The 18,524-nt window shown below is 35.2% G+C and carries 16 protein-coding genes; all 16 read left to right on the forward strand.

Annotated features, from left to right (window positions below):
• The first annotated feature begins 41 nt into the window (after window positions 1–41).
• On the forward strand, window positions 42–4,307 hold the full coding sequence (gene rpoC / locus ABD745_RS01025; protein ID WP_344823848.1) for a DNA-directed RNA polymerase subunit beta': 4,266 nt from the start codon (window positions 42–44) through the stop codon (window positions 4,305–4,307).
• An 86-nt stretch (window positions 4,308–4,393) separates the two neighbouring features.
• Complete coding sequence (locus tag ABD745_RS01030; RefSeq protein WP_034702050.1) at window positions 4,394–4,699, forward strand: DUF3467 domain-containing protein; 306 nt, start codon at window positions 4,394–4,396, stop codon at window positions 4,697–4,699.
• 171 nt (window positions 4,700–4,870) lie between these two features.
• Complete coding sequence (locus tag ABD745_RS01035; RefSeq protein ID WP_344823852.1) at window positions 4,871–7,702, forward strand: T9SS type A sorting domain-containing protein; 2,832 nt, start codon at window positions 4,871–4,873, stop codon at window positions 7,700–7,702.
• Between the two features lie 3 nt (window positions 7,703–7,705).
• On the forward strand, window positions 7,706–8,185 hold the full coding sequence (locus ABD745_RS01040) for a hypothetical protein (RefSeq protein WP_344823855.1): 480 nt from the start codon (window positions 7,706–7,708) through the stop codon (window positions 8,183–8,185).
• Between the two features lie 70 nt (window positions 8,186–8,255).
• Window positions 8,256–8,741 carry a hypothetical protein gene (locus ABD745_RS01045; protein WP_344823858.1) on the forward strand — a complete coding sequence of 162 codons (486 nt, stop codon included), beginning with the start codon at window positions 8,256–8,258 and terminating at the stop codon, window positions 8,739–8,741.
• A gap of 44 nt (window positions 8,742–8,785) precedes the next feature.
• Entirely contained in the window at window positions 8,786–10,930 is a 2,145-nt protein-coding gene (locus ABD745_RS01050; RefSeq protein ID WP_344823862.1) for a TonB-dependent receptor, read from the forward strand.
• A 125-nt stretch (window positions 10,931–11,055) separates the two neighbouring features.
• On the forward strand, window positions 11,056–11,706 hold the full coding sequence (locus ABD745_RS01055) for a Crp/Fnr family transcriptional regulator (protein WP_344823865.1): 651 nt from the start codon (window positions 11,056–11,058) through the stop codon (window positions 11,704–11,706).
• Between the two features lie 127 nt (window positions 11,707–11,833).
• Complete coding sequence (locus tag ABD745_RS01060; RefSeq protein ID WP_344823868.1) at window positions 11,834–12,679, forward strand: DUF5777 family beta-barrel protein; 846 nt, start codon at window positions 11,834–11,836, stop codon at window positions 12,677–12,679.
• Window positions 12,680–12,681: 2 nt separating this feature from the next.
• Window positions 12,682–13,032 (forward strand): hypothetical protein, encoded by a 351-nt coding sequence (locus ABD745_RS01065; protein ID WP_047399361.1) that lies wholly within the window; start codon window positions 12,682–12,684, stop codon window positions 13,030–13,032.
• Between the two features lie 10 nt (window positions 13,033–13,042).
• The gene (locus ABD745_RS01070) at window positions 13,043–13,588 is read left to right on the forward strand and encodes a YceI family protein (protein WP_344823878.1); all 546 of its coding nucleotides are present in this window, start codon (window positions 13,043–13,045) and stop codon (window positions 13,586–13,588) included.
• Complete coding sequence (locus ABD745_RS01075) at window positions 13,585–14,112, forward strand: ankyrin repeat domain-containing protein (protein WP_344823880.1); 528 nt, start codon at window positions 13,585–13,587, stop codon at window positions 14,110–14,112. The genes ABD745_RS01070 and ABD745_RS01075 overlap by 4 nt, the downstream gene beginning before the upstream one ends.
• Window positions 14,113–14,115: 3 nt before the next feature.
• Entirely contained in the window at window positions 14,116–14,871 is a 756-nt protein-coding gene (locus ABD745_RS01080; RefSeq protein ID WP_344823883.1) for a T9SS type A sorting domain-containing protein, read from the forward strand.
• Between the two features lie 186 nt (window positions 14,872–15,057).
• Window positions 15,058–15,912, forward strand: coding sequence for a helix-turn-helix domain-containing protein (locus ABD745_RS01085; protein ID WP_344823886.1), 855 nt, complete (start codon window positions 15,058–15,060; stop codon window positions 15,910–15,912).
• 84 nt (window positions 15,913–15,996) lie between these two features.
• The gene (locus ABD745_RS01090) at window positions 15,997–16,422 is read left to right on the forward strand and encodes an OsmC family peroxiredoxin (RefSeq protein WP_344823889.1); all 426 of its coding nucleotides are present in this window, start codon (window positions 15,997–15,999) and stop codon (window positions 16,420–16,422) included.
• 55 nt (window positions 16,423–16,477) lie between these two features.
• The gene (locus ABD745_RS01095; protein ID WP_344823892.1) at window positions 16,478–16,984 is read left to right on the forward strand and encodes a hypothetical protein; all 507 of its coding nucleotides are present in this window, start codon (window positions 16,478–16,480) and stop codon (window positions 16,982–16,984) included.
• A 181-nt stretch (window positions 16,985–17,165) separates the two neighbouring features.
• Complete coding sequence (locus ABD745_RS01100; protein WP_344823896.1) at window positions 17,166–18,443, forward strand: alkaline phosphatase family protein; 1,278 nt, start codon at window positions 17,166–17,168, stop codon at window positions 18,441–18,443.
• The last annotated feature ends 81 nt before the right edge of the window (window positions 18,444–18,524 follow it).

The raw sequence follows: 18,524 nt of genomic DNA on the forward strand, positions 1-18,524 counted from the left end.
TTTAATCCAAAATTTATAATCCAAAATCTAAAATCTAAAAAATGTCAAATAAAAATAAATCAAGTAGATTTAATAAAATAACCATCGGTTTAGCTTCACCGGAATCGATTCTTCAGGAGTCGAGAGGAGAGGTTCTTAAGCCGGAAACTATCAACTACAGAACGCATAAGCCTGAAAGAGACGGTTTGTTCTGTGAAAAAATCTTTGGTCCTGTAAAGGATTACGAATGTGCTTGTGGTAAATACAAGAGAATTCGTTACAAAGGGATCGTTTGTGACCGTTGTGGTGTAGAGGTTACGGAAAAGAAAGTGCGTAGAGAAAGAATCGGCCATATTGGTTTGGTAGTTCCTATTGCTCACATCTGGTATTTCCGTTCTTTACCAAACAAAATCGGTTACCTTTTAGGAATTCCTTCTAAGAAATTAGACATGATTATCTACTACGAAAGATATGTAGTGATTCAGCAGGGTATTGCTAAAAAATTAGACGGTTCTGATTTTGAAAATATGGAATTCTTAACAGAAGAAGAGTATCTTGATATTATGGAGACTCTTCCGGTTGAGAACCAGTATCTTGATGATTCTGATCCAAACAAATTCATCGCTAAAATGGGTGCTGAAGCTGTTGAGGAATTATTAAAAAGAATCGATCTTGATGCATTGTCTTTCGACTTGAGACACAAAGCTCACAACGAAGGTTCTAAGCAAAGAAGAACTGAAGCTCTGAAAAGATTGAACGTTGTAGAAGCATTGAGAGGTGCTAACACTAGAATGATCAACAGACCGGAGTGGATGATTATGCGTGTGCTTCCTGTAATACCACCAGAACTAAGACCATTAGTTCCATTGGATGGAGGGCGTTTCGCAACTTCCGATTTGAATGACCTTTATAGAAGAGTTATTATCAGAAACAACCGTTTAAAGAGATTATTGGAGATCAAAGCTCCTGAAGTAATCTTGAGAAACGAGAAGCGTATGCTTCAGGAATCAGTAGATTCATTATTTGATAATACAAGAAAATCTTCTGCAGTAAAATCTGAATCAAACAGACCGTTGAAATCACTTTCAGATTCATTGAAAGGTAAGCAAGGTCGTTTCCGTCAGAACCTACTAGGGAAAAGGGTAGATTACTCGGCGCGTTCGGTAATTGTTGTAGGTCCAAACTTACAGCTTCACGAATGTGGTATTCCTAAAGATATGGCAGCTGAGCTTTACAAACCATTCATCATTAGAAAACTAATTGAAAGAGGTATTGTAAAAACAGTAAAATCTGCAAAGAGAATTATCGACAGAAAAGAACCGGTAGTATATGATATCTTAGAAGGTGTAATGAAAGGTCACCCTGTTCTATTGAACAGAGCACCTACGCTTCACAGACTAGGTATTCAGGCTTTCCAACCTAAGATGATCGAAGGTAAAGCAATCCAGCTACACCCATTAGTAACGACAGCCTTCAACGCCGATTTCGATGGTGACCAGATGGCGGTACACTTACCGTTAGGTCCTGAAGCGATTCTGGAAGCTCAGTTATTGATGTTAGGTTCTCAGAATATCTTGAACCCTGCAAACGGTTCTCCAATCACGGTGCCTTCTCAGGACATGGTTCTTGGTCTTTATTTCATGACTAAAGAATTAAGCTCTACAGAGGAGAAAAAAGTTTTAGGGGAAGGTTTAGCATTTTATTCTCCGGAAGAAGCGGAAATCGCTTATGCTGAAGGTAGAGTTTCATTGAACGCTAAGGTAAGATGTAGACTACCGGTAAAAGAAGATGGTCAAATTACAACAAAATTGATCGAAACTTCTGTAGGTAGAATCTTATTCAACCAGATCGTTCCTAAACAGTCAGGATATATTAATGAACTTCTTACTAAGAAATCATTAAGAAATGTTATTGGTAAAGTACTTGCTGATACAGATTTCCCTACAACTGTGAAGTTCTTGGATGCAATGAAAGACTTAGGGTATTCAAATGCATTCAAAGGAGGTCTTTCATTCTCATTAGGTGACATCGTTGTTCCTGTTGAGAAAAAGAAAATGATCGCTACATCTATTGAAACTGTTGACGAAATTAGAGCCAACTATAACATGGGTCTAATTACCGATACAGAACGTTATAACCAGGTAATCGACGTTTGGACAAACACAAACGCAGGATTGACTGAAATGATCATGAGCAGAATGAAAGTTGACCAAGGTGGATTCAATTCTGTATACATGATGCTTGACTCTGGAGCAAGGGGTTCTAAGGAACAGATCCGTCAGTTATCAGGGATGAGAGGTTTGATGGCAAAACCGCAGAAAGCTGGTTCTACCGGTGCGGAAATTATCGAAAACCCGATCCTTGCAAACTTTAAGGAAGGTCTTTCCATCTTAGAATACTTTATCTCTACTCACGGTGCTCGTAAAGGTCTTGCGGATACCGCTCTTAAGACAGCGGATGCTGGGTACTTAACGAGAAGATTGGTAGACGTTGCACAGGATGTTATCGTTACAGAAAACGACTGTGGTACTTTAAGAGGTACAGAAGTTACTGCGCTTAAGAAAAATGACGAGATCGTTGAAAAAATCTCTGAAAGAATCTTAGGTAGAGTTTCTCTACACAATATTTATGATCCTGAAACAGACGAGTTAATCGCTGAAGCAGATCAGATTATCAACGAAGCTTTGGCTAAGAGAATTGAAGCAACAGGATTAGAAGCTGTCGAAGTTCGTTCACCACTTACTTGTGAGGCTAAGAAAGGTATCTGTGCAAAATGTTACGGTAGAAACTTAGCAACTGGTAAACCTATTCATATGGGTGAGGCTGTTGGTGTAATTGGTGCACAATCTATTGGTGAACCGGGAACTCAGTTAACATTGAGAACTTTCCACCAAGGGGGGGTTTCAACAAACGTTTCAGAAAACCCATCTATTGTAGCTAGAAGAGACGGTATCGTTGAGCTGGATGAAGTAAGAACAATTACTTCTGAGGATGAAAACGGTAATACTGCAGAAGTAGTAGTTTCTCGTACAACAGAATTTAGATTGGTTGCTGATAATGAAGCCAGAACTCCATTAATGATTGCCAACGTACCTTACGGATCTATATTAGCTGTAAAACCAGGTGATAAAGTGAAAAAAGGAGATGTTATCTGTAAATGGGATCCGTATAACGCGGTTATCATTGCTGAAACTGCCGGTAAGGTAGAATATGAAGATATCATCCAGGGTATTTCATTCCAATTGGAAATTGACGAACAGACAGGATTCGAAGAGAAAGTAATCTCTGAATCTAGAAATAAGAAAGCCGTACCTACATTGAAGGTGGTAGATTCTAAAGGTGTTGAGCAGAAAGCATACAACTTACCGGTAGGAGCCCACTTAATGGTAAACGATGGTGAAAAAATTAAAGCTGGTAGAGTTTTAATCAAGATCCCAAGAAAAGCTGCAAAGACAGGGGATATCACCGGAGGTCTTCCGAGAGTTACCGAATTATTCGAAGCAAGAAACCCTTCAAACCCGGCGGTTGTTACAGAGATCGATGGGGTAGTTTCTTATGGAAAAATCAAAAGAGGTAACCGTGAATTGATTGTTGAGGCTAAAACTGGTGAAAGAAAAATTTATTTGGTTAAATTATCAAACCAGATCTTAGTTCAGGAGAATGACTTCGTAAGAGCAGGTTCTCCACTTTCTGACGGTTCTATTACACCGGACGATATCTTAAGAATTAAAGGTCCAACTGCGGTTCAGGAATATTTAGTAAACGAAATTCAGGAAGTTTACCGTCTACAAGGGGTAAAAATCGATGACAAGCACTTCGAAATCATCGTAAGACAGATGATGACGAAAGTATCTATCGTTGATGGAGGTGATACTCAGTTCCTTGAAGGTGCTCTTGAACATAAGTATGACTTCTTGGAAGAAAACAACAGAGTATTCGGTCTTAAAGTAGTTACTGAAGCTGGAGATTCTAAAGTTTTCCAACCAGGTCAGATGATTACTGCAAGAGAATTAAGAGACGAAAACTCTAAGTTGAAGCGTGAAGATCAAAAATTAGTTGAAGTAAGAGAAGCTTTACCTGCTACGGCAACACCTGTATTGCAAGGTATTACAAGAGCAGCTCTTCAGACTAAGTCATTCATGTCTGCAGCATCATTCCAGGAAACGACTAAGGTTCTAAACGAAGCAGCGGTTGCTGGTAAGATAGATTTCTTAAGCGGTCTTAAAGAAAATGTAATTGTAGGACATAGAATTCCTGCAGGTACAGGTCTTAAGGAATATCAGAATGTGATCGTAGGTTCTAAAAAAGAATTTGAAGATCTTAACTAAAATTAATGATTCGGAAATTTGAGGTTTGGATTTATTTTTATATTTTCACAACCTCAAAATTTCGAATAAAAAAATATTTTATAACAATGGACAACAATCAAAATCCGCAAGACGGAAACATCAACATCGAATTAAACGAAATGGTAGCTGCTGGAGTTTATGCAAACCTTGCTTTAGTAAACCACTCTCCATCTGAATTCGTAGTAGATTTCATCCAGTTAATGCCGGGTGTACAACAAGCTAAAGTAAGATCAAGAATCATTCTTGCTCCTCTTCATGCTAAGAGAGTACTTTCTGCTCTTCAACAAAACATCACTAACTACGAGCAACAATTCGGAGAGATCAAAGAAGTTGAGCCTTTCGTATTAGGTGGTAACAACGTACAAGCTTAAGATTTTTCTTAACATAAATAAGATGCCTCAATTTTTATTGGGGCATTTTTTATGTTTTTAATTTAACATAATATCAAATTTTATAGTATAAAAATTGTTATTTTATAAGATTTTATGAAAATTAATATGATTATTGTTATAGTTAAGTATATTTGTGGAAAAGTATAAAAAATGAAACGATATACTATTCTTGGTGTTATGTTATGCATGGCGGGAAACCTGTATGCACAAGATAATGCACTTCAAGCTAATCAAAAGCATCTTCAGGAATTATATTCTAAATACGATAAAGGCTTAAAGAAGCAGCATAAATTTTCAAAATCGGCAGGAATTCCACCTGATCTTTATAATGAAGAAGATTATAAAAGAACAATGGATCCCGTTACAGGAGGAACCAATTTTGATAAACTTGCCAAGCTGAATCAGGAAATTGCTCAAGGAAAATATGCTCCTTCAAAGCCAATGTCTTTTATCACTACAAGCGGATCTTCTACAGGAAAAATAGTAAATGAGCCATGGATAGAAAGAGGACCTTACAGCGTAGGAGGAAGAACCCGGGCTATAATGTTTGATCCAAATGATCCTACAGGTAAAAGAGTTTTCGCAGGAGGAGTTTCCGGTGGTCTTTGGGTAAATCAGGATCCTTCTGTAAGTACGAATGAATGGACGCCGTTAAGTACATTTTGGGCAAATACTTCCATTGCCTGTATGGCTTTTGATCCAAATAATCCTCAAATCTTATATGTTGGAACAGGAGAATCTTCTACATCTGATGCGATAGGTTCGGGAATTTGGAAATCTACAAACGGAGGAAGTACCTGGACACAAATTTTCACGATTCCGCCAACGTATTCCGGAACTACAAGAAGTGGAAACTTTTATATTAATGATATCAAAGTTAGAAATAATGCAGGTGTTTCCGAAGTGTATGCAGGAGTAAGCGGTAATTATAATGATGGAGCATGGCATGGATTAAATCAGGCAGGATTGTACAAATCTACGAATGATGGAGCCACATTTACAAAAAACACCAGTTTATTAGCATTTAATACAACCACAAATACAACAAGTTCCACAGGATATTCTATTCAGCAAATAGAAATTGGAGCAGATAATTCTGTTTGGGTTTCTACCCGATCTTCAAGATTTTCTAACATAGATTCGGGAGGAAGAATTTTAAAATCCGCAGATGGAAATACTTTCAACGAAGTTTATAATGTTGGAAATTCTGGTTCGAGAGTTAATTTTACACTTTCCAGAACAGATGCTAATAAAGTTTATGCATTCATGCAGGGAGCAAACAGTACTTCGGAGCCAATTCGAATTGCAAAATCTACGGATGGTGGTACAACTTGGCAGGCTACTAATGATACAACGCCGGTTATTACGCTTCCTACCGCCACAGATACAAGTATTCCTGCAAACGATTTTACAAGAGGACAGTCTTTCTATGACTTGATAATTGCCACAGATCCTTTGGATGACAATATCGTTTATATAGGAGGAATTGATTTGTACAAATCTACAAACGGGGGTGTAAGCTGGGCGCAGATTTCAAAATGGTCAAATAATAATAATATGGCAAACCTGCAGGTTTCCCAGGTACACGCAGATCAGCACGAAATAGTTTTTAATCCTTTTAATAATTATTCGACCAACCAGATGATGTTTGGAAATGATGGTGGAATTTATTTTGCGGCTAATAAAAACACTATCGGAACAACAGGAGGTTTTGCTGCAAGAAATACAAGATACAATGTTACACAGTTTTATAGTGCAATGCTGAATCCTATTAAAACTCCTTCTAATGAAGAACTTTTGGCTGGTGCTCAGGATAACGGTTCTTGGTGGTTGTATGGCGTTCCGCTGGCAAATAATTTTTTAACCAGCCAGAGTGCAACTTCCGGAGACGGAATGTATACAGAATATGACGATCAGGATAATTATGAAATTGCAAGTTATGTTTACAATAATCATTATTTATTGACAAGCAGTACATATTATCTTATCTCTAGTGCTAATAGAAATGCTTACGGACACTTTGTAAATGAGATTGCTTTAGACAGAATAAATAATGTTTTCTATTCTTACCGTTCAGGGTTAACTTTATTCAGGACAAGTGGCTTATCTGCTACCGCGACAACATTTACCAATAATACCGTTACAGTCGGAACCGCACAAACCAACGAGCAGATTTCCTGGCTGAAGGTTTCTCCTTACACAACTGCTTCTACAACATTGCTTGTAGGAACTAATCTGGGAAGAATCTTTAAAATAACAAATGCTAATACGACTTCATATGTTTCAACTGCAATTACAACGCCAGCGGTAGGAACGATTTCTGATATAGAATTTGGAGCCAGTGAAAACGAAATTATTGTAACATTATCCAACTATAATCTTACAAGTATTTTCTATTCCACAGACGGAGGGGCAACATGGCAAAATAAAGAAGGAAATCTTCCTGATATGCCGGTAAGAACAGTTTTAAGAAATCCTGATGACGCCAATGAAGCAATCGTAGGTACAGAAATGGGAGTATGGGGAACAACAAATTTCCTTTCTGCTTCGCCAACCTGGGCTTCCATTAGCGGAAATATTGGCAATGTAAGAGTTACCAATTTAGATTACAGACCTGCAACAAGAACGGTTTTGGTTTCTACTTACGGAAGAGGAGCTTGGACTACCCAAAACACTACGGTTACGCTAGCAACCGGAGATGTAAAATCTAAAAAAAACGAAACGAGAATATATCCGAATCCTTCAAAAGGGATTTCGCATTTAAGATTTGATTCTGCTAAATACAATTCTGTGGATATAAGTATTTTTGATGCCTCAGGAAGATTAGTTTACAGCAAGAAAAATGTAAAATCTGATGAAGAATTTGGACAAAGATTAACTCCCGGAAATTACATCCTGAAAGCTGAATCCAAAGGTGAAGTTATTTACAGTGGAAATTATTTGGTTTTAGGCAAAGTAAGCGATGATGGAGAAGATGATTAAAAAATGAATAATCAGCTATTTATAATCATATTTTGGATACTGGCGTTTTCCTGTAAAGCGCCGGTTTCCTCCTTATATCAGGATCGTGTCATTGTAGTTTCTGCGCAAAAAACAGATTGGTTTGGAGGAAGACCGGGAGTGAGAGGAACGGTTTATACGGTTACATTAAAACCAAAAAACAGCAGGGATAATATCAGTGTAACATCTTTGAAAGCCGAAGGAAATACCATCAGTTTTACTCAAACCAATTCTGGAAATATGATTACCATAAAAGGTAATTTACAAAGTACAGATCAGGCAGATAATTTTGAAAATGCGCCTTCCGGATCAACTGTCGAAAATCCGAAACAATCTCTCATTCTGGATCCAAAAGATAATTGGATAGTGTATACGATAAACAATTCTAAAAAAACGTACAAAATAAATATTCCGAAATTTGTTTCGGTAGAACCTGAGGGAGAATTAATTCCTCGAAGACAATAATTTTTTTCATTTGCATAAAAAAATATTCTTTATATTTTTATTTATTCCTTTAGTTATCGTATTTTTTAATATGATTCATCCTGTTGTTTCTTATATCAAAAGTGAAGTATACGAAAAAACACAGTATCATATTTTAAAACATACATTTAACACATCGGAAACGATCTGCTTTTCTGAAAAAGATCTAATGAAAGCCGAATGGAAAGAAGAAAAAGAATTTACACTTAACGGTTTTTCTTATGATGTCATCGACATTAATTTTATAAACGGAACTAAATATTTTTATTGTTATCTGGATAAAAAAGATATAGTTCTTAATTCCATATTGAAATTCTCTGGGTTTTTCGTGACCAAAAAAGTATATGCATGGAGACATTTCGAAGTGCCTTTACAAAGGGAAAAACTAATGAAAACCTCAAATTCTTTCGCTTTTCTTAGTTGTGAAGAATTGTGGTCTTTCAATTTTTACTTAAAATTAAAATCAGAATATTTACAAAGATTAGAAAATACATCTTGCTTGTCAATTATAATTCCGCCTCCGGAAGAATGGGTTTAAACTTTTAGAAAACTTTTAATCGACAAATAATTAATTTTTAATCAATGAAAAAATATATATGCATTGCAGCTTTATTAAGCTGTGCAATCGCAAATGCCCAGCAATCATCAGAAATAGAGGAGGTTGCTATCCAGGGAAGAAAAAAAATAAAACAGGAAAGTGCAGAATTTAAAAGACACGCACAATCTGTAGAAACACTTTCGGAAGAAGAATTAAACAGAAACAATCCGGCAGCAATTGATCAGACTTTATCTACAATGCCAGGATTACAGGTTGATAAGCGAACTAATTTCGGAGGTCAGAGGTTAGTTGTTCGTGGATATGGAAACGACCAGAAGTTCAATAACTGGGGAGTAAAAGCATATTGGAATAATATGCCATTAACGAATGCTGAAGGAATCACCATTTTGGATGATGTAGATTTTGCGTATGTAAATAATGTTGAGGTTATCAAAGGTCCTGCAGCAACAATGTATGGCGGCGGAGTAGGCGGAGTGGTTCGTTTTTATACACGTCCTGATTTTACAAAAGGAGTTACAGTTTCCGAAAATGCTTTAGTGGGAGCTTTTAAAACATTTCAGTCCCGCACTCAGCTGAATGTCGCTGATGAAAACTATTCGGTTAACGCAGCTTACGGTCATCTTGAAACCGATGGCTACAGACCGAATGGAAGTGGCTTAAAAAACTTTTTTAACGTAAACGGAACTGTGAAGCTTGGAAAAAACGATCAACTGAGTTTCTTTGGAAGCCAGGCTTATTCTTACGAACACACATCGGGACAGATTTCTTATGATGATTATTACGCAGGAATTGATAACGGAAATCCTGCCTATATTCGTAAAAATTCGGGAACAAAGATAAAATCTACCAGAGTGGGACTTAGCAACTCTGTTAATATTCTTCCGAACCTTAGAAATTATACGACTTTATTTTATTATAATGGAAATACAGAAAGTATTTCTGCAGGAGCTTACGGAGTAACAAGTTCACCAAACGTAGGATTGCGCTCCACATTTACATTAAAAAATGAATTCAAAGACTTCGAAAACAGATTAGATTTTGGTACCGAGATCCAGAATTCAATGTCTACAACTTCAAGCTACCGTTTTACAGGGTCGATTACAAATCCGCTGGAAACTACTGGAATATCCGGAGCTTCTTATTTTAAGTATAATAATAATCAGGCAACTTATTTTGCAATAGATTATGTAACGTACAAACCCTGGAGCCTAACTTTACTTGCAGGAATAAGCGCGAATAAAACTAATTATGACAGAAAGGATTTGTATGCGCTTCCCGGATTAATTGCAGGAAAAAAAGATCAGTCTTTCGGAAAACAGTATGAAACAGCTTATACTCCACATTTTGCCTTACAAAAAGAATGGAAGCATCAGATTTTTAATCTAAGTTACAGTGAAGGGTATAATGCTCCTACAGCAAGTTCATCTTTTATAAATTATACAAATACCGCTAATAATGATCTGCAGCCTGAACGCGCTAAAATGTTAGATTTCAGTGTACACGGATTATTATTAGACACCAAGCTGGATTATCAGGTTTCTTTGTTCAGAATAGATTATTCTAATAAATTAACACAATTGGCGATACCTAATTCTAATAACCAAACGTATTGGGCAAATACAGGAAGCCAGAAAAACAGTGGTTTGGAAGTAAGTATTGGATACCAGTATAAAAACGATAATTCGTTCCTTAGCAGAGTCGTACCTTTTGTGAATCTTTCTTATTATGATGCGAAATATAAAGATTTTAAAACAAGATTATTGGGTGGTGAACAAATTTATGATCATGAAACTGTTGTCGGGGTTCCTAGAAATAAATATGCTGTCGGTTTGGATTTATATACAAAACCAGGCTTTTATCTCATAAATACATATAATTACCTGGGCAATGTATACACAGATTTTGCAAATACCAATCTCGTAAAAGGTTTTGGCTTGCTTAATTCAAAATTAGGTTATAAAAAATCTTTTGGAAAATTTGATCTTGATGCTTATATCATGGGAAATAACTTAACCAATCAGATCAATTATACATTCCTGTTCTTAGGAAACAGTATTAATGATTCGGATACAGGGAATGGTTACCCGAAAGGACTCGCAACGGATCTCAATCCTGGTCCAAACAAAGCCTATTTCTTTTATGGCTTGAATTTAAAATACAGATTATAACTTAAAAAAACTGTTTCATGAAAAATGAAGCAGTTTTTTCTTTATATAATAAAATTGTTAATTCATTCTCGTCATTTTTATATTGATATTTTTTTAAATTTGTTTTTAGATATGATATAACGGATATGATAAATAATCAATTTATTCTCAATAAATTTGGCTTTTTGGGTGCCGACTTTTTAGATGAACTTAATAAGCACGCCATAATTACAGATGTTAAAGCAAAAACTGAAATTGTAAGGGAAGGACAAAAGAACAAATTTGTGCCATTTTTAATAAAAGGTTCAATTAGAGTGTTTACTTTAAACGATGGAAGAGAGCTTATTTATTATTATTTAAGAACAAATGACAGCTGTTTAATGACCTTTTCATCAATTTTTACCGATTATGTAAGCAGGATTTATGCCGTTGCGGAAGAAGATTCAGAAGTAATGCTAATTCCTGTTTCCGTAATTCATGAGTGGCTGATTAAATTTCCACAGATCAACAGACTTTTTTACAGCGAATACGAAAAAAGATTTGCAGATGTCATGAATATGGTGAATGATGCGGTTTTTCATAAGCTGGACAAAAGAGTTTTAAATTACATTAAGCAACAGATTTTTTTAACGGGAAATAATCCCATTAAAATTACTCATAAAGAAATTGCCAATAATTTGGGTACTTCAAGAGAAGTGGTGAGCCGTGTCTTGAAAAAAATTGAAAATGAAGGAGAAATAATGCAAACAAAAGAAGGGATAAAAATACGGGTAAATGAAAATGTTAGACAAGACTAATAAATAAAGTTTTAAATGTTTTAAGATTATCATTGATAAAAACAATTTAGTCGGTGACTTTTATCACACGATTTTGGAATCATAAGTCTATAAGTTTGTCATACTAATATTTTATAAATAAATGTGTATGACAAAAACTCTCTTATTTTTGTCAATGTTTGCCTCAGGTCTTGTCTTTGCACAGGAAGATCTGCTGAAAGATATTGACACTATTCAAACCAAAAACACCGAAACTTCCCCACCTGCCTTTAAGGCACTGCAGATCGTTACAGGACAATCTACAAAGCTTTCTGCAAAAAATGAATGGTATATTGTTGTAGCTCACCGTTTCGGGGATGTAAGCAAAGGGTTTAAAGATTTCTTCGGGTTAGATGATGCCTCAACAAAATTAGGTGTAATCTACGGCGTTACAGACGGACTTTCTTTAAATTTTTCGCGGGAAACCAATCAGAAAACTTTTGAAGGTGGTGCAAAGTACAATTTAGTTAAGCAAAGCGATAATTTCCCGGTTAATATTGTCGGATACAATGTTGTGGCTTTGAACACAGATCTTAGCAAAGACAATTATCCACATCTTCAGTTTGGGGACAGGCTTTCTTATCTTACTCAGGCATTAATTTCGAGAAGGTTCAGTGATGATTTTTCTTTACAGTTAACGCCTTCTTATGTTCACAAAAATCTTTACGAACCTTTAATTGAAGACAAAAATCAATTTTTAACGGGATTGGGAGGTCGTTATAAGATCTCGAAAAGAATTTCCATCAATGCGGAATATTTTGTAAATTTCGACAATCACAGTTTTTATAAAAATCCTCTCTCTTTGGGGATGGATATAGAAACCGGGGGACACGTTTTCCAGCTTTTATTTACGAATTCCCAGCTCAATTCAGACATTGGTTATTTAACAAATGCATCCGGAAAGTGGGAAAAGGGACAGATTTTCTTTGGGTTTAATCTTTATAGAGTCTTTTAATTATGAAAAAGTTTATGTACATCATTTCATCGGCGATTTTATTAGTTGCTTGTGAAAGCAGAACCTATGAAGAAATCTCAGATAACACTCCTATTACAGAGCAGGTAACTTACACCAAGGATGTGAAACCCATCATCGATGCCAATTGTATTAGCTGTCATGCACCGGGAGGTTCAGCTTCATATCAGCCATGGACGAACTATACTCAGGTGAAAAATAATATCGACAACATCATAGACAGGATAGGAAGACCAAACGGAGATCCTCAGAAAATGCCTCAGGGCGGAAGTTTATCACCATCACAAATCAATATTTTCACAAAATGGAAAGCCGACGGGCTTACTGAAAATTAAAAGAATTAATATGAAAAAGCTAGTTTTAATTATTGTAGCATTATTTTTCACTAATCTTGCTTTTGCTCAGAAATATGTGGCTAAAACAGGGAAAGTAACGTTCGAAGCGTCTGTACCTTTATTTGAAGACGTTTTTGCGCAGGATGACAACAATGTGGCTGTCATTAATGCTGATACCGGAGATTTTGCATCGGTTTCTGTTGTTAAAAACTTTCATTTTAAAACTAAATTAATGGAAGAGCATTTCAACGAAAGCTATGCGGAAACGGGGAAATATCCAAAAACAACTTTTACAGGTAAGATTGTGAATTTTGATAAAAATAAACTTTCTGCTTCACCACAAAAATATACAGTTCAGGGAACTTTAAATTTTCATGGGGTAGATAAAGCTTACACATCAACTGCTGCAATTTATGCCAAAGACGGGAAAATTTATATGGCTGGAGGATTTGTAGCAAGACCTGCAGATCATAAAGTTACGATTCCAAAAATGGTAACTAAAAAGATTGCCGAAAGTGTAAATGTTCAATATAATTATGTACTGTTAAAACAATGAAAAAGCTGATTGTACTAATGAGTATTTTTCTGAGTTTTACGGTAATGTATGCTCAGGAAAAGGCAAAATCTATTTTTGATATTGCAAGAAGCGGAACTGTCGCTGAAGTAAAAGAACTGATGAAACAGAATCCGGATATTATCAATCAAACCAATGAAAGCGGCTTCTCACCACTGATTTTAGCATGCTATAAAGGAAATGTAGAAGTGGCTGATTTTTTGATAGATAATGTAAAAGACGTTAATTATAAAAGCCAGGAAGGTACTGCTTTGGCGGGGCTTTCGGTGAAATATAATAAGAATTTGGTGGAGCATTTATTAAACAAAAATGCAAATCCAAATATCACGGATGCCACAGGATCGACTCCTTTATTCTGGGCGGTAAAATTCGGTAATAAAGAATTAACGGAATTATTACTGAAACATAAAGCCGATAAATCTATAAAAGATTCTCAAGGGATGACCCCTTTTGAATACGCTCTACAAACAAATAATAAAGAAATCATTAACCTACTTAAAAATTAAAATATGAAAAAAGTTTTACTAATCGTATCAATGGCTCTTGCAAGTTCACTTGGAGCTCAGTTTTTCTCATCAGGAACAGTGAATCTGGGATCAACCGGGATGACTGTAAAGTTGGTAACATCGCCAACTCAGGTAACCCTTACATTAACTGGTGCAGATACATCTTACCTTGGAATCGGTTTTGGAAACAGTGGGATGGCAGCCGGAGCAGATGGATTTATTTATAATTCTTCTGCAAATAGAGATTATACATTTAGTGGAGTAGGAGTAACACCTTCTGCTGATGCATCTCAGGATTGGACACAAACATCCAACACTACAGCAAGCGGCATAAGAACTGTAGTTGCTACAAGATCTCTTACAGGTGGTTCAGGTGACACTGCAATTGCCAATGCTGCAGGTTCAATTGATATATTCTTTGCTAAAGGTCCTACAACAGCACTATCATCAGGATATCATGGTGGTGGAAACAGAGGATATGCTACATTGACAATGGGATCTGTATTGGCAACGGATGATGTAGTTGCAGAAAGCAAAAAAGTTGTTCTATATCCAAATCCGACAAGAGAAATTGTAAATTTCAAAAATGCAGATAAAATAAAATCTGTCGATATTTTTGAATCAACAGGAAGAAAAGTGAAAACATTAAAAGTGGAAGGAAAAGATATTAATGTTTCTGATCTTAAGTCAGGAAATTATTACCTGGAAATTACGCTGAAAGACGGATCAACTTCATTTGAACAATTAATCAAGGAATAAATTATAGTCAATATTGTAAATTATCAAGAATCCTGGAAACCGTAAGGTTTTCAGGATTTTTAAGTTATAAAATATAAGTTTTTATGTTTAAAAGTATTTAAATAAATTTACTCACATTTTACAATATCAATCTGTTGTTTTCATAAAGTTTGCAAGAAGAAATATGCTAATTAAAATTATAGGATTATGATAATCGACCATAAAAAATATGACTTATTCGGAAAACCTTTATTACACAAATTAGTTTTAAAATCACCCTTTAAATTTGACTTTCCTATTACGGATAATGCCTGTTTTTTATATATGCTGGAAGGTGAAATGCAGTACAAACTGGATGACGAAAAAATAAACCTTCCCGGAAAACATTCGTTATTCCAAAATTGTATCAATTCTGATAAGCAGATAAGTAATGATAATTTGGAAAATAATAATGAGATCGTGATTATTAATTTCCATCCGGATATTCTCAAAAAAATTTATGATAAAGAATTGCCTTTATTGCTCAAATCGCAAAAAAATATAGTTTCAAATAAGTCGATTGAAAAAATAAGCAATGAATTTTTAATTCAAAAATATATTGAAGGATTATTATTTTATTTCGAAAACCCATCTTTGGTAAATGAGGAGATTTTAGTACTGAAATTAAAGGAAATTATACTTTTACTTTCACAAACGAGTAATGTAGAAGCAATACAGATTATATTATCACAGCTTTTTTCACCTACCACTTATACCTTCAAGCAGATAATTGAAGCTCATTTATTTTCGCAGTTAACGATTGAAGAGCTGGCTCAGCATAATAATCTAAGTGTTTCTTCTTTCAAACGGGAATTCGCAAAATTGTACAACGACACACCCGCCAATTATATTAAAACCAAAAAGCTTGAAAAAGCTGCCGAATTGCTTTCGGTTTCTAATGAACGTATTTCTGATATTGCCTTTGAATGCGGATTTAATGATCTTGCCAATTTCACCAGAAGTTTCAGCGAAAAATACAATATTTCGCCCACAAAATACCGTTTGAACCAAAATGATAAATAATTGAGCTGATTCGCAAAGTTCTTTTCTTGAATCTGTTACAATTTTGCAGTGTCAATAATGACAGTCAATTTTAAAACAGAAAAAATGAAACGTACAGCAAAAGCACATTGGTCGGGTAACCTTAAAGAAGGGAAAGGCGAACTGACTACACAAAGTAAAATTTTAGATAAAACAAATTACAGCTTCAAAACTCGTTTTGAAGGAGATACAACAGGCACAAATCCGGAAGAATTGTTGGCGGCTGCACATGCAGGTTGTTTTACAATGGCAGTAAGTTTAGCCATTACAGAAAAAGGGCTCAATCTTGAATCTTTAGACACTGAAGCTGTTGTAATAATGGAAGGTTTTAGCATTACCTCTGTGCATCTTTCAATAACAGGTTCTGTTTCCGGGATCAACGCGGATGAATTTGAAGCAATCACAAAAGCTGCAGAACAGAATTGTTTAATTTCTAAGGTGTTAAATATACCCATCAGTTCAGAAGCACGTTTGATCTCTCAAATTAAATAAGTACTGACCAGCACAACAATTACTTCAGAACATTACAAATTCAAAAAATACTAAAATGGGACTATCAAATTTGGGAATTTTCCATACAATAATTGGCGTTATTGCCATTGTATCAGCTTTAATATCATTTATAAGATATGGTAAAATTAATTTAGACCATATTACGGGTAAACTATACTTTTATTTTACCATTATTACTTCGCTTACCGCGTTAGGAATTTCTAAGCATGGTGGTTTTAATGCAGGACATGTGCTTTCATTAATAATTCTGACCCTGGTAACGGTTGCATTTTACCTTCACCGCAAAAGAAGAGGAAATAACAAGGCACGTTATTTTGAAAACTTTCTGATGTCTTTCAGTTTTCTTTTGTCGATGCTTCCTACCGTAAATGAAACATTGACCAGAATTCCGATTGGGCATCCTTTGGCTAAAGATATCAATGACCCTCTGATTGGTAAAACTTTGCTGGTTATTTTTGCGCTTTTTATCACAGGTTCTGTTTACCAGATTGTTAAACAGAGAAAAATTAATAAATTAGAAGCGAATTCATTTGAGTTCTAAGAACATACATCCTATCATCATAAAAATGTTTATTAAATCAATTTGATGAACATTTTTTTGTGTTTATTAATAATGATTGAATTTTTAAATGAGGAACGGATTTATCATATTTAAATTTATTTTAATCCGTAAAACTTTTCTGTCAGGAGTACAGGAAGTAACTTTGCTGAAAATTTAAATAATGAAGCAAAGATTACAATTTTTACTGTTGATTTTTTCGTTGACAGTTTTTGCTCAAAAAGGGAATGCAGATACGGCTCAGGTTGTTGTTCCCAATCGATATAATAGTGTCGAGGCCCAAACAAAGCCTTATGTGATTATGATTTCTACAGACGGTTTTCGTTATGATTATGCTAAAAAATACAATGCAGAAAATCTTTTAAAATTTTCAAATGAAGGAGTTCAGGCAAAAGCAATGATTCCGAGTTATCCGAGTATCACTTTTCCGAATCACTGGAGTTTGATTACAGGATTGTATCCTTCTCATCACGGTTTAGTTGATAATTATTTTTACGATTATAAAAGAAAAGAAGCTTACGCGATGAGCGATAAAATAAATGCGGAAGACGGAAGCTGGTACGGCGGAACTCCACTTTGGGGACTGGCCGAAAAACAGGGAATGATTTCTGCTTCTTTAATGTGGGTGGGTTCTGCAAGTGATGCTGGAGGAAAAAGACCTACTTATTATTATCCTTATCACGAAAAATTTTCACCTTCTGAAAAAGTGGATAAAGTAATCAATTGGCTGAAATTACCGATGGATAAAAGACCGCACTTTATTTCTCTATATTTTCCTGAAGTGGATGGAAGCGGGCATCATTTCGGACCGGACACAAAAGAAACAGAAGATGCTGTTCATTTGATTGATAAAGCAATTGAAGATTTGGTGAAGAAAGTAAATGATTTAGGGTTAAAAAATGTAAATTTTGTTTTTGTTTCAGATCATGGAATGATAAAAGTTGATGGTGGAAATCCTTTAGAAATTCCGGCAATGCTTTTAAATAAGGATAAGTTTGATATTTACAATTCTCAGACTTTGTTAAGAGTTTATGTTAAAAATCCGGCTGATATCAAAAGCACATATAAAGAATTGAAAGCCAATAAAACAGATGATTACGAAGTTTATCTGGATAAAAAACTTCCAAAATATCTTCATTTTGCAACAAGAGATGATAAATACGATAGAATAGGACAAATTCTTTTAGTTCCGAAAGCTCCGAAAGTATTTTTGCCAAAAGGAAAATCTACATCTATAGGAAAACATGGTTATGATCCAAAATTAGTTCCGGAAATGAAAGCCGTTTTTTTTGCATGGGGACCGGAATTTAAAACTAATGTTGTGATCGATGAATTTGCGAATGTGAATGTCTATCCTTTAGTTGCTGATATTTTAGGATTAAAAATTGATCAGCCAATCGACGGAAAATTAAAGGTGTTGAAAGAAACCTTGAAAAAATAAACGTGGAGTCCCGAAGGGACGACTTATAAGAGGATAGGGTGAAACCCTATCAATAAAATGAAAAAAACAAAAAGATTTCGG

The organism is Chryseobacterium ginsenosidimutans (genome assembly GCF_039536845.1).
Classification (GTDB): domain Bacteria; phylum Bacteroidota; class Bacteroidia; order Flavobacteriales; family Weeksellaceae; genus Chryseobacterium; species Chryseobacterium ginsenosidimutans_B.

Coding starts and splice junctions, on each gene's coding strand:
- ABD745_RS01070 (WP_344823878.1), top strand. CDS start 13,043: ATGAAAAAGCTAGTTTTAATTATTGTAGCATTATTTTTCACTAATCTT.
- ABD745_RS01100 (WP_344823896.1), top strand. CDS start 17,166: ATGAAGCAAAGATTACAATTTTTACTGTTGATTTTTTCGTTGACAGTT.
- ABD745_RS01050 (WP_344823862.1), top strand. CDS start 8,786: ATGAAAAAATATATATGCATTGCAGCTTTATTAAGCTGTGCAATCGCA.
- ABD745_RS01030 (WP_034702050.1), top strand. CDS start 4,394: ATGGACAACAATCAAAATCCGCAAGACGGAAACATCAACATCGAATTA.
- ABD745_RS01075 (WP_344823880.1), top strand. CDS start 13,585: ATGAAAAAGCTGATTGTACTAATGAGTATTTTTCTGAGTTTTACGGTA.
- ABD745_RS01095 (WP_344823892.1), top strand. CDS start 16,478: ATGGGACTATCAAATTTGGGAATTTTCCATACAATAATTGGCGTTATT.
- rpoC (WP_344823848.1), top strand. CDS start 42: ATGTCAAATAAAAATAAATCAAGTAGATTTAATAAAATAACCATCGGT.
- ABD745_RS01040 (WP_344823855.1), top strand. CDS start 7,706: ATGAATAATCAGCTATTTATAATCATATTTTGGATACTGGCGTTTTCC.
- ABD745_RS01080 (WP_344823883.1), top strand. CDS start 14,116: ATGAAAAAAGTTTTACTAATCGTATCAATGGCTCTTGCAAGTTCACTT.
- ABD745_RS01065 (WP_047399361.1), top strand. CDS start 12,682: ATGAAAAAGTTTATGTACATCATTTCATCGGCGATTTTATTAGTTGCT.
- ABD745_RS01085 (WP_344823886.1), top strand. CDS start 15,058: ATGATAATCGACCATAAAAAATATGACTTATTCGGAAAACCTTTATTA.
- ABD745_RS01045 (WP_344823858.1), top strand. CDS start 8,256: ATGATTCATCCTGTTGTTTCTTATATCAAAAGTGAAGTATACGAAAAA.
- ABD745_RS01035 (WP_344823852.1), top strand. CDS start 4,871: ATGAAACGATATACTATTCTTGGTGTTATGTTATGCATGGCGGGAAAC.
- ABD745_RS01090 (WP_344823889.1), top strand. CDS start 15,997: ATGAAACGTACAGCAAAAGCACATTGGTCGGGTAACCTTAAAGAAGGG.
- ABD745_RS01060 (WP_344823868.1), top strand. CDS start 11,834: ATGACAAAAACTCTCTTATTTTTGTCAATGTTTGCCTCAGGTCTTGTC.
- ABD745_RS01055 (WP_344823865.1), top strand. CDS start 11,056: ATGATAAATAATCAATTTATTCTCAATAAATTTGGCTTTTTGGGTGCC.